Source organism: Litchfieldella qijiaojingensis (assembly GCF_014651875.1).
Taxonomy (GTDB): domain Bacteria; phylum Pseudomonadota; class Gammaproteobacteria; order Pseudomonadales; family Halomonadaceae; genus Litchfieldella; species Litchfieldella qijiaojingensis.
Genome location: NZ_BMXS01000001.1, coordinates 115,521 through 127,117, shown reverse-complemented (window position 1 = coordinate 127,117; position 11,597 = coordinate 115,521). Strand labels below are relative to the sequence as shown.

The window sequence follows — 11,597 nt, the reverse complement described above, 5'->3', positions numbered from 1 at the left end:
GGCGCTTTTTTGCTGTCTTCTCGCTGCCCCGGGGGACCAATCCACGTCGCTAGCGAGAGACACCGTAGTACTTTTCTTAACACGCTAAGTATTGAGGGAAACACGGACTACACCTAGATTAAGAAATCGACATTATGCAATTGTTCGAACTGGTGGCTGGATCGCCACCAGCGCTGATACGACGGGGCATATCACGTCTTGACAAGGGCCCCCGCCGGCCGATGCGACACATGCCTATCCGTGCTGCATCAAGGAGAGAACCATGACCGTCAGAACCCTGTTTGTCGCCTCGCTGGCCTCGACATCCCTACTTTTCGTAGCCAGTGCCTTTGCCAATCCAAACGATGATCAGGGCCTGTACATCGGGGTCGGAACCGGTTTCAGCTCGTTGGAAAACGACCGCGAAGATGTCGACAGCTTCATCGAAAGCGGTGGCCGTAACTTCGAACTCGACGATGACGACAATGTCTGGAAAGGCTTCGCCGGTTACCAGTTCACCCCCTTCATTGCCGCTGAGGCTTTCTACGCCGATCTGGGTCGGACCAGATTGGAAGGCAATAATGTCGCCAATACCGACTTGGAGACGGATGCCTATGGCGCCAGTCTGGTCGGCCAGCTTCCGATCACATCGTGGTTCACGGCCTTTGCCAAAGCAGGCCTGGCCCAATGGGAAACCGATGTCGACGGTAATCTTGGCGATGCCAGCCTCGACCTGCAGGACAACGATGGAACGGACCCTGTCTATGGGGTGGGCGCCCAGTTCAACTTCGACCCCTTGCTGATTCGCACTGAATACGAACGCTATGACTTCGATAGCGATTACAAGATCGATACCTTCACCGCATCGGTAGGGTGGGTTTTCTGACTCCCCCCTCCTTTTCTCCTCGACTGTGAAAATACCGGGTCACGACCCGGTATTTTTGTTTCCTTGCCTGCATCGAAGGAAGGATTTCACTTCTCACTCTTTGTGGCATGATCGCGGGAGCTTTTTTCCAAGGACATTTCACCAGGAGACCTGCCATGAGCCATATCGTCACTCCGGATATTTGCGATGCCTATCCACACGTCGCCGTGCTAGATCCGATCTTTGTCAATTTCGGCGGCCACGATGCCTTCTGCGGCCCGGTTCGTACCGTGAAATGCTTCGAAGACAATTCACGAGTCAAGGAAGCAGTGGCGGAGCCCGGCAACGGTGCTGTGCTGGTCGTCGATGCCGGCGGATCGAGCCGTTGCGCCATGCTTGGCGACATGCTGGCCGAGCAGGCCGCCGACAATGGCTGGGCCGGGGTGGTGATGTACGGCTGCGTGCGCGATGTCGATGTGCTTGCCGAGACCGAACTCGGCATCCAGGCACTAGGGGCTCATCCACGCAAGAGCGAGAAACGTGGTGAAGGAGTGCGCGACATACCGGTCAGCTTCGCCGGCGTGAGCATCGTCCCCGGGCAATGGCTCTATGCCGACAACAACGGCATCCTGATTGCCGATGAACGCCTGGATCTGGAAGGCAATACCTGACATTGCCAAGTCTCTGGAGCGATGCGAGTCTATTTGCATGAAGATATCTCTCCTCTTCAGCCGATCATGCTGCACCTGTCTCAGCTCGCAAGCGATCTAGCTCGCTCGCTGCGCGAGCATGTGCGCCCATTACTGGCCTACCACCTGTTCTTCACTGTGTTGGCCACGGCGGTTCTGCTGCCTGCCGTGGCCTGGACGCTGACACGTCTTCTCGGACAGTTCGGTCAGCCGGTCATCAGCAATACCGAACTGTTCGACATTCTTCTATCGCCCGGCGGCATCCTGTGGCTGCTGGCCGCTATCGGTCTCTTTTTCTTGATTCTCTACTTGCAGCAGGCGGGCATGATCCTGGTGGCGGTACGACCGCGGGACAACCATTACCACTTGGCGGGCGAGGCCCTATGGACGACATTGCGCCGTCTGCCCGGGTTGGTAGGACTCGTGATCATTCAGGTCGGTACCCATTTGCTGCTGGCACTTCCGCTGGCACTGACGGTGGGCTGGTTGTACAGCATTTTTCTTGGAGGGCTGGACCCTTACTATGTGCAGCGCGTTCGCCCACCCGCACTATGGTTGTTTATCGCCATCAGCCTGCCGGTGATAGTGATTTGGGTATCATTTGCCGTGACCCTTTATTTTCGCTGGATCCTGGCACTGCCGGTGTTGATGCTCGAGAATCTTCCCCCACGCGCCGCCTTGTCTCGCAGCCATCACCTCACCCGAGGCCGTCGGCGACACATCGCGATAGCCGTCATCGCGCTGCTGTTGGTGATCATCGCCCTGCCTATCCTCGCCACCTGGGGCTTCGACCGACTTGGCACACCGCTGTTGTCGTTGCTGCCGGAGCGCAATGCGGTGTTGATACCCGCGACACTGGCCTACCTTAGCGGCTATGTTCTGCTGACCCTGGCTATCACCTTCATGGGGATTGCCGCCAATAGCCTGCTGTCGGCTTGCCTCTACCTGAGGCTGGCCCACCGTGAGCCTCGCCCTCCCAGACCACCGCCTCATGCACATCCCGCGCTGCTTGCCTGGGAGGTGGAAATTGCCGTACTGGTATTCGCTTTCAGCCAAGCTTGGCTGATCGTCAATAGCTTCGAATTGCGCGACGAGGTTCAGATTACCGCGCACCGAGGAAGCTCCATGGATGCGCCGGAAAACACCCTGGCCGCTATCGACCGGGCGATCTTGCATGGTGCCGATTATGTCGAGGTCGACGTACGCCTGACCGCAGACGAACAGGTAGTGCTTTTTCACGATCGCAGCCTGCAACGCCTGACCGGTGACCCGCGCAACCTGCGCGACCTGACCCTGGAAGAACTACAGGCCTTCGACGTTGGAAGCTGGTTCGGCGACGCTTTCGTCGGCGAAGGAATTCCCACCTTGAATGAAGCCTTGCAGCGAACCCGCAACCAGAGCCCGCTGATGATCGACCTCAAACCGGATCCGGGGCGCGAGTTGGCGTTGGTGGACGCGGTGATCGACAGCCTGCAACGTGAGAACCGTGAGCGAGACCGCTGTCGGGAGCAAAGTGTAACACCGGAACGCTGTGGTGGTCCCGACGTCCGCGACGAGGTGTTGATGGCCACCATGTCGCCCTCGCTGGTACGCGAGATCGAAGCCCGCGAGCCACGTCTGCACACGACCCTGCTGGCTCAATTCGTACTACCCGGCACCCTGGATCGTAGCAGCTTCGATGCCTTGGGGTTGCGCCATAACCGCATCAACGACACAGAGCTCGAGGCCGCCCGTCGTTACGGCTACGAACTGCATGCCTGGACCATCAATGACCGTAGCCGTATGTCGCAGCTCATCGACCTGGGCATCGACAATATCATCACCGACCGCCCCGACCTGCTTGCCGACCTGCTTGCCGAGCGCCGTGAACTCAGTGACGGCGCCCTGCTACTGGTCAAGCTGCGAAACTGGCTGCGATCCTGATCCCCGACATGACGACGCCCGACATGACGACACCCGGCAGGCAGCGAGGCCAGCCGGGCGTCGTCGAGCCCAACGCTGTCCTCAGGCGAGGGTTTCGCCGGCCAACATGAACCAGGTCTCAAGCACGGCATCAGGGTTCAACGACACCGAATCGATACCCTGCTCCATCAGCCACTTGGCCAGATCGGGGTGGTCGGAAGGTCCCTGACCACAAATTCCCACATACTTGCCTTGCGCCTTGCAGGCAGCGATGGCCATCGCCAGCAACTTCTTCACCGCTGGATTTCGCTCGTCGAACAGGTGGGCAACGATCCCGGAGTCGCGATCGAGTCCCAGAGTGAGCTGCGTCAGATCGTTCGAGCCGATGGAGAAACCGTCGAAGTACTCGAGGAACTCCTCGGCCAACAGCGCATTGGCCGGCAGTTCGCACATCATGATGATCTTGAGGCCGTTCTTGCCACGCTCCAGGCCGTTGGATGCCAGCAATTCGACCACCGACTTGGCTTCTTCGGGTGTGCGCACGAAGGGCACCATGATCTCGACATTGTCGAGTCCCATCTCGTCGCGCACGCGTTTGAGCGCCCGGCACTCGAGCTCGAAACAGTCCTGGAACGACTCGGAGATGTAGCGCGAGGCGCCACGAAACCCCAGCATCGGATTCTCTTCTCCGGGCTCGTAGAGCTTGCCGCCGATCAGGTTCTCGTACTCGTTGGACTTGAAATCGGACAAACGCACGATGACCCGTTGCGGATGGAAAGCTGCAGCCAGCGTGGAGATCCCCTCGACCAGCTTGTCGACATAGAAAGTCACCGGATCCAGGTAACCGGCGGTGCGCATATCGATGGTCTGTTGCAGATCCAGCGGCAGGGTGTCGTATTCCAGCAGCGCCTTGGGATGCACGCCGATCATGCGATTGATGATGAATTCCAGCCGCGCCAGGCCGACGCCCGCGTTGGGTAGGCTGGCAAAGCTGAAGGCACGATCCGGGTTGCCGACGTTCATCATGATCTTGAACGGGATCTCCGGCATCGAGTCGACACTGGAGGTCTTGCAATCGAAGTCCAGCAGCCCTTCGTAGACGTGCCCGGTGTCACCCTCGGCGCAGGACACCGTGACCTCGCGACCGTCGGCGAGTACCGAAGTCGCATCGCCGCACCCCACTACCGCCGGAATGCCCAGCTCACGGGCAATGATCGCCGCATGGCAGGTGCGGCCACCGCGATTGGTGACGATCGCCGAGGCACGCTTCATGATCGGTTCCCAGTCGGGATCGGTCATATCGGTGACCAGGACATCCCCCTCGAACACCTTGTCCATCTCGCTCGGTTCCAGGATCACCTTGACCGCACCGCGCCCGATACGTTGGCCGATGGCTCGGCCTGATACCAGGGTGCGGCCCTTCTCCTTGAGCTGGAAACGTTCGAGCTTGCCGCCCTCCTGCTGGGAAACCACGGTTTCGGGGCGAGCCTGGACGACATACAGCTTGCCGTCATCGCCATCAAGCGCCCATTCGATATCCATGGGACGCCCGTAGTGCCGTTCGATGATCACCGCCTGGCGGGCCAGAGCCATCACCTGGTCGTCGCTGATGCAGAACCTACCACGGTCGGCAAGCGGCACATCGACGGTGGCTACCGACTTGCCGGCGCTAGCGTCGTCGGTATAGACCATCTTGATCAGTTTCGAGCCGAGGTTGCGGCGCAACACCGCCGGCTTCCCCGCCGCCAGGGTCGGCTTGTGAACATAGAACTCGTCAGGGTTGACCGCACCCTGCACCACCGTCTCGCCCAGCCCCCAGGAGGCAGTGACGAAGACGGCATCGCGATAGCCGGATTCGGTATCCAGGGTGAACATAACGCCGCTTGCGCCGGTCTCGGAGCGCACCATCTTCTGGATACCGGCGGACAGCGCCACATTCTCGTGGGCATAGCCGCGATGCACGCGATAAGAGATAGCGCGATCATTGAACAGCGAGGCGAACACTTCGTGCACGGCGCGCTTGATATTGTCGAAACCCTCGATATTGAGGAAAGTTTCCTGCTGCCCGGCGAAAGAGGCGTCCGGCAGGTCTTCGGCGGTGGCCGAGGAGCGTACCGCGGCCTTGAGATGGGGATACTGGGTCGCCAGAGCCTGGTAGGCTTCCCGCAGTTCGGCTTCGAAGGTGGGTGGCAGCGGCGTATCAATGACCCACTGGCGAATCTCTGCACCTATCCTGGCCAACTCCGCCACATCATCCACATCCAACGCCGCCAGCGCCGCATTGATGCGCTCATTGAGGCCTTCATGGGCGAGGAATTCGCGGTAGGCATGCGCCGTGGTGGCGAAACCGCCAGGGACGCTGACTCCGGCATCCGCCAGGTTGGAAATCATTTCGCCCAGCGATGCGTTCTTACCCCCGACGCGCTCGACGTCGTCCATACCGAGCTGATCGAACCATAGAATGTAAGGTTCCACGAGACCCCCTTGTTCGCATTTGGTCCCCGAGCCCAGGCGGGACACCGTTGACAGATGACCGTCACCCTATCAAGCGAAAGTCGTATTCGCCATTGGTCTAACAGCGAAGTCACTGGAGAATTTTTACAACAATCAGCCAAATGCGGGCATTTCTGTAGTCGGGAGCTTGCCGTCGCCGCCCTCAGCAATGACAATCAACGCACATACCGTTGACGAGATTCGCCATGACGCGTACCGCCTTTTTCATTTCCGATGGTACCGGGATCACCGCCGAGACCTTGGGCCGCAGCCTGCTGGCCCAATTCGAGAATGTCGAGATCCGCATGGTCACCAAGCCCTATATCGACAACGTCGACAAGGCCCAAGCACTGGCGGAAGTGATCGAGGCCACAGCAGTTCACGACGGCGAACGGCCGATCATCATCGACACCATCGTCGACGAAGACGTACGCAAGATCATCTCGTCGGCCCCCGGATTCAAGGTGGATATCTTCTCGACCTTCCTGGCACCCCTGGAAGACGAGCTTGAAACCCACTCCACCTACAGTGTGGGGCAGACTCACTCGATCGGGCGCGACGACGTCTATATGAATCGCATCGATTCGGTACATTTCGCGCTCGACAACGACGACGGCGCTCGCACTCACCAATACGACAAGGCGGAGATCATACTGGTCGGCGTCTCGCGCTGCGGCAAGACACCGACCTCGCTATACCTGGCACTGCAGTTCGGGATCCGCGCCGCCAACTACCCCTTTACGGAAGATGACTTGGACGAGGACGGCACCCTCAAGTTGCCTCGCGCCCTGGCTCCCTATCGCCGCAAGCTGTTCGGCCTGACCATCGACGCACGGCGACTGGCGGCAATTCGCAGCGAGCGCCGCCCCAACAGCCGATACTGCTCCATGGATCAATGCATGCAAGAGGTCCAGCAGGCCGAGGCCTTGTACCGGCAGATGCACATTCCCTATATCGACACCACGCGCTTTTCCGTCGAAGAGATCTCCACGCGGATGATCGCTGAGGCGGGGTTGCAACGCCGCTTCTCTCCTCGTTAACGAACGATCCCCTCCTGTTTCAGACGAGCGATATCCTCATCCGACAAACCCATGCCGCGCAGTACGCTGTCGCTGTCCTGTCCCAGCGACGGCGGGGGTGTTCGGCTGGTCTGGGACTGGCCATCGAAACGCAGCGGGTTGGCCACCTGGGGAATCGTCACGTCATCGCGTTCAAGGCTGGCTACCATGCCACGATGGCGAACCTGCGGATCGCGTAGAGCTTCGCTGACGCCATTGATCGGCCCGGCAGGAATGCCACGGGCCTCGAAGTCGCTCAACCAGGCATCGCGAGCCCGAGTCAGCATGCACTCGGCAATCATCGGCACCAGTCGTTCGCGATTGGCCACCCGCGCGCCATTGGTGGCATAACTCGGGTCACTGGCCCATTCGGGATGCCCGAGCAGCTCGGCAAAACGAGCGAACTGGGTGTCGTTGCCCACCGTCAGCACCAGGTACCCATCAGCACAGGCGAAGGCCTGGTAAGGCACGATATTGGGATGAGCATTGCCTTGACGCTGCGGATTGCGACCTGACACCAGAGCATTCAGCGCCTGGTTGGCCAAGGTGGCTACCTGAACATCGAGCAAAGCGACATCCACGTGACGGCCACGCCCGGTGCGTTCGCGCTCGTCCAGCGCCGCCAGAACCCCGATAGTGGCATACAATCCGGTCATCACATCGGTAATGGCGACACCGGTCTTCATGGGCATACCATCGGGCTCCCCGGTGACGCTCATCAAGCCTCCCATGGCCTGGATCACGAAATCGTATCCCGCACGGTGGGCATAAGGCCCATCCTGGCCGAATCCTGTGATCGAGCAGCCGATCAAACGCGGGTTGATCGTTGCGAGACTGGCGTAATCCAGCCCGTAGCGTTTGAGACCGCCGACCTTGAAGTTCTCGAGCAGGATATCCGCACGCTCGGCCAACGCCTTGACCAACGCTTGACCATCGGGATGGGCGATATCGACCGCCAGCGACTGCTTGCCACGATTGGCACACAGGTAATAGGCCGCTTCCAAGGGATCCCCGGCGGCATCCTCCAGCCATGGCGGCCCCCAGCCACGGGTATCGTCGCCGCTGGTAGGCCGTTCGATCTTGATCACGCGCGCCCCCAGGTCGGCGAGAAGCTGGCCGGCCCAAGGGCCAGCCAGTACCCGCGAAATATCCAGCACTAGACGTCCCTGCAACGGTCCCGGCATGACAACGCTCCCCCTCGTCATTCTGCCGTGAAGGCCTGGATGCCGGTCTGGGCACGGCCCAGAATCAGGGCATGGATGTCGTGGGTGCCCTCGTAGGTGTTGACCGCTTCGAGATTCATCACATGCCGAATCACATGGTATTCGTCGGCGATGCCGTTACCGCCGTGCATATCTCGAGCCACCCTTGCGATATCCAGCGCCTTGCCGCAGTTGTTGCGCTTGATCAGTGAAATTGCCTCCGGCACCAGTTGCCCAGCGTCGATCATGCGTCCCACGCGCAGGGCTGCCTGCAAGCCAAGTGCGATCTCGGTCTGCATGTCGGCCAGCTTCTTCTGGATCAACTGATTCGCCGCCAGCGGGCGACCGAACTGCTTGCGATCCAGGGTGTACTGACGCGCGGCATGCCAGCAGGCCTCGGCGGCGCCCATGCTGCCCCATGCGATGCCGTAGCGCGCCCGGTTGAGGCACGAGAACGGCCCCTTGAGCCCTTGGACGCCGGGCAAGCACTGGTCATCGCTGACGTCCACGTCCTGCATGGCGATCTGGCCGGTGACCGAGGCCCGCAGACTGAACTTACCTTCGATCTTGGGCGCCGACAGGCCCTTCATGCCCTTCTCGAGAATGAAGCCGCGCAGCACGTCGTCCTGGTCCTTGGCCCAAACCACGAACACATCGGCGATCGGCGAGTTGGTGATCCAGGTCTTGGTGCCGTTGAGGCGCCAGCCGCCATCGGTCTTCACCGCCCGCGTGCTCATGCCGTTGGGGTCGGAGCCGTGGTCGGGCTCGGTAAGGCCAAAGCATCCTACCCACTCGCCACTGGCCAGCTTGGGCAGGTACTTCTCGCGCTGCGCTTCGCTGCCAAAATCGTGGATCGGATACATCACCAGGCTCGACTGCACACTCATCGCGCTGCGGTAGCCGGAATCGACCCGCTCGACCTCGCGAGCGATCAGACCATAGCTGACGTAATTGAGACCGGCGCAGCCATAACCATCAAGCGTAGCGCCGAGCAGGCCCAGCTCTCCCATCTCGTTCATGATCTCGCGATCGAAACGCTCATGGCGGTTGGCTTCCAGTACACGGGGCAACAGCTTTTCCTGGCAATAATCGTGGGCCGTCTGCTGCACCATGCGCTCGTCTTCGTCGAGCTGGTCGATCAGGCGGAAGGGGTCGTCCCAGGAAACGGGGGTAATCTGACTCATGGTTGGGCTCCCAAGTGGCAAGGAAGAAAATTTCTACATTTTGGCCAAATGTAGATTAAATGAGGCGCCATGACCAGCCCCTTTTCGACCTCACATCCTCCCAGGGCAATGGCACACCCCAGCTCACTCCTCTTCCCCGGCACGATAGAGTCGCTGGATGCTGGAAAAATCCAGCCTCCCATTACCTTGAGCAGCATGTAGCGCGAAGAGGTTGCGCGCCTGTGACCCCATCGGCACCGTGGATTTCGACTTCAACGCCAGCTCCCAGGCCAACCCCAGGTCCTTGATCATCAGGTCGGTCAGGAACCCCCCTTGATAGTTGTTGGACGCCGGCGCCTTTTCCATCACACCCGGCCAGGGGTTATAGACGTTGAGTGCCCAGTTGCCGCCGCTGCTCTGCTTGATGATCTCGGAAAGCACTACTGGGTCGAGGCCGTTCTTCACGCCCAGCGCCAACGCTTCGGCGGTCCCGCTCATCAGAATGCCAAGCAGCATGTTGTTGCAGATCTTGGCGACCTGACCGGCCCCGATGTCTCCGGCGTGAAAGACATTCTTGCCCATACCTTCAAGCACCGGCTTCGCTTCAGCGAAACCCGTGCTCGAGCCACCGACGATGAACGTCAAGGTGCCGGCCTTGGCGCCGACCACACCACCCGACACCGGGGCATCGACGAAGGTCAAGCCGCGTGCTCTGGCCTGCTCACCCACACGGCGAGCATCGTCGGGAGCAATGGTCGAGGCATCGATGATCAACGGCTTGCCATCCAAGCGATCGAGCAGGCCGACGGTATCTTCATCCCCTAGATAGAGCTGCTTGACATGTTGGCCGGCAGGCAACATCGAGATCACCACCTCTGCACCCACCACCGCCTGCTCGGCGCTGGCGGCACGACTGGCCCCTTCGGCTTCCAGTGCTTGCATGGCACTTTCCACCAGGTCGAAGACACAAAGCTGATAGCCTGCCTTGATCAGGTTGGTGGCCATGGGCGCTCCCATATTGCCCAGGCCAATAAAGGCGATTTGCATGGCGTACTCCCGTCATTGTGGTTGTGAAGTCATCGTTATCGCTCAAAGATCGCGCAATGGATGTTCGTCCGGCTCGCACAACGGCGCCAGCATGGCCTCGATATCGGCCTCGGGCACCGTGGCGACGCTGTCATGCGACCAGCGTGGTGTCTTGTCCTTGTCAATCAGCAGGGCCCGCACTCCCTCGACCAGATCGCCTCGGCGGCAACACTGCACCGAGAGCGTCCATTCCTCGCGGAACGCTTCGGCCAGGCTGCCATGACGATGACGCTCGAGCATCCGCCACACCAGTTGCGCGGTCAGTGGGCAGCCGACCTCGAGCCGTCCACGATTGGCCGCCAACCAGGCATCGTCACGATCATCGGCCAGGATGCGTTGCGTCGCCGCGGCGGCATCGGCGCAGCCCATCAGCCCCTGGAGATGATCCAGGTGCGGCCACACTTGGGCGGCGGGTGCCAGATCGCGACGCTCGAAACGCTCCAGCACGGCATGCACGACGGCCTGCAGTTCGCGTGGATCTCGTGCGCCGTATTCGGCCTCCGCCAGGGCCCCCAGCAGAGCATCGCGGTGATCGCGGGGTAGGAAACGGTCGGCCAGGCCCAGATCCAGGGCATCGCGAGCATTGAGCTGTGCCCCGGTCAGGCCCAGATAAACGCCCACACCCGGCGGCATGCGATTCAAGAACCAACTCGCGCCGATGTCCGGGTAGAGGCCGATGGTAATCTCGGGCATGGCGATAAGGGTGTTCTCGGTCGCCAGGCGGTGTCCGCCGCCGGCCATCAGTCCCAGGCCGCCACCCATCACGATACCATCTCCCCATACCAGCAGAGGTTTGGGATAGCGATGGATACAGTAGTCGAGGCGATACTCAGCGGCGAAGTAGGTCTCGGCGAAGGCACTGCCCTGCCCAGCTTCATCGGTCATCGCTCGGTACAGGGCCACGACATCACCTCCGGCACAGAACGCCTTGTCACCGGCGCCTTCCAGCCATACGGCCCTCACGTTGCGATCCTCCGCCCAGGCAGCCAACCTGGCAGTGAGCTGATGGATCATTTCCAGCGACAACGCATTGAGCGACTTCGGTGCATTGAGGGTTGCCACCCCGATCATTCCACCGTCACGGGTTGGGCGTTCATCAAATAGTACCGTGAGCTCCGACATTCACTTGCTCTCCCATTGCAAAGCGGTCATTCCGTTCA

9 protein-coding genes are annotated in these 11,597 nt (G+C 60.5%); 4 read left to right on the top strand and 5 right to left on the bottom strand.

Features of this window, described 5'->3' with window-relative positions; translation table 11 throughout:
- The first annotated feature begins 262 nt into the window (after positions 1-262).
- The 3 genes from IE093_RS00660 (at position 263) to IE093_RS00650 (ending at position 3,456) form a co-directional block, all read left to right on the top strand.
- A complete protein-coding gene (locus IE093_RS00660) occupies positions 263-865 on the top strand; it encodes a porin family protein (protein ID WP_189464915.1) in 603 nt (200 codons plus the stop codon).
- A gap of 155 nt (positions 866-1,020) precedes the next feature.
- A complete protein-coding gene (gene rraA, locus IE093_RS00655) occupies positions 1,021-1,515 on the top strand; it encodes a ribonuclease E activity regulator RraA (protein ID WP_189464912.1) in 495 nt (164 codons plus the stop codon).
- Positions 1,516-1,581: 66 nt separating this feature from the next.
- Positions 1,582-3,456 carry a glycerophosphodiester phosphodiesterase family protein gene (locus IE093_RS00650; protein ID WP_189465816.1) on the top strand — a complete coding sequence of 625 codons (1,875 nt, stop codon included), beginning with the start codon at positions 1,582-1,584 and terminating at the stop codon, positions 3,454-3,456.
- A gap of 81 nt (positions 3,457-3,537) precedes the next feature.
- Here IE093_RS00650 and ppsA read toward each other — a convergent pair whose 3' ends face one another.
- Positions 3,538-5,910 carry a phosphoenolpyruvate synthase gene (gene ppsA / locus IE093_RS00645; protein WP_189464910.1) on the bottom strand — a complete coding sequence of 791 codons (2,373 nt, stop codon included), beginning with the start codon at positions 5,908-5,910 and terminating at the stop codon, positions 3,538-3,540.
- 224 nt (positions 5,911-6,134) lie between these two features.
- Between ppsA and ppsR the strand changes: the two genes are divergently transcribed.
- Positions 6,135-6,968, top strand: a complete 834-nt coding sequence (gene ppsR, locus IE093_RS00640) for a posphoenolpyruvate synthetase regulatory kinase/phosphorylase PpsR (protein WP_189464907.1) — start codon at positions 6,135-6,137, stop codon at positions 6,966-6,968.
- Here ppsR and IE093_RS00635 read toward each other — a convergent pair.
- The 4 genes from IE093_RS00635 to IE093_RS00620 all read right to left on the bottom strand — a co-directional run bounded on the left by IE093_RS00635 (position 6,965) and on the right by IE093_RS00620 (position 11,559).
- A complete protein-coding gene (locus tag IE093_RS00635; RefSeq protein WP_189464904.1) occupies positions 6,965-8,170 on the bottom strand; it encodes a CaiB/BaiF CoA transferase family protein in 1,206 nt (401 codons plus the stop codon). The two genes, ppsR and IE093_RS00635, sit on opposite strands and share 4 nt — an antisense overlap.
- A gap of 17 nt (positions 8,171-8,187) precedes the next feature.
- Complete coding sequence (locus IE093_RS00630) at positions 8,188-9,372, bottom strand: acyl-CoA dehydrogenase (RefSeq protein ID WP_189464901.1); 1,185 nt, start codon at positions 9,370-9,372, stop codon at positions 8,188-8,190.
- Positions 9,373-9,495: 123 nt separating this feature from the next.
- Positions 9,496-10,398, bottom strand: coding sequence for a 3-hydroxyisobutyrate dehydrogenase (mmsB, locus tag IE093_RS00625; protein WP_189464897.1), 903 nt, complete (start codon positions 10,396-10,398; stop codon positions 9,496-9,498).
- A 42-nt stretch (positions 10,399-10,440) separates the two neighbouring features.
- Positions 10,441-11,559, bottom strand: a complete 1,119-nt coding sequence (locus IE093_RS00620; protein WP_189464894.1) for an enoyl-CoA hydratase/isomerase family protein — start codon at positions 11,557-11,559, stop codon at positions 10,441-10,443.
- Positions 11,560-11,597 lie beyond the last annotated feature (38 nt).

What these genes read in the sequence shown, in the direction of transcription:
- IE093_RS00660 (WP_189464915.1), top strand. Translation starts at nt 263, where the DNA reads ATGACCGTCAGAACCCTGTTTGTCGCCTCGCTGGCCTCGACATCCCTA.
- rraA (WP_189464912.1), top strand. Translation starts at nt 1,021, where the DNA reads ATGAGCCATATCGTCACTCCGGATATTTGCGATGCCTATCCACACGTC.
- mmsB (WP_189464897.1), bottom strand. Translation starts at nt 10,398, where the DNA reads ATGCAAATCGCCTTTATTGGCCTGGGCAATATGGGAGCGCCCATGGCC.
- IE093_RS00630 (WP_189464901.1), bottom strand. Translation starts at nt 9,372, where the DNA reads ATGAGTCAGATTACCCCCGTTTCCTGGGACGACCCCTTCCGCCTGATC.
- ppsR (WP_189464907.1), top strand. Translation starts at nt 6,135, where the DNA reads ATGACGCGTACCGCCTTTTTCATTTCCGATGGTACCGGGATCACCGCC.
- IE093_RS00650 (WP_189465816.1), top strand. Translation starts at nt 1,582, where the DNA reads ATGCTGCACCTGTCTCAGCTCGCAAGCGATCTAGCTCGCTCGCTGCGC.
- IE093_RS00620 (WP_189464894.1), bottom strand. Translation starts at nt 11,559, where the DNA reads ATGTCGGAGCTCACGGTACTATTTGATGAACGCCCAACCCGTGACGGT.
- IE093_RS00635 (WP_189464904.1), bottom strand. Translation starts at nt 8,170, where the DNA reads ATGCCGGGACCGTTGCAGGGACGTCTAGTGCTGGATATTTCGCGGGTA.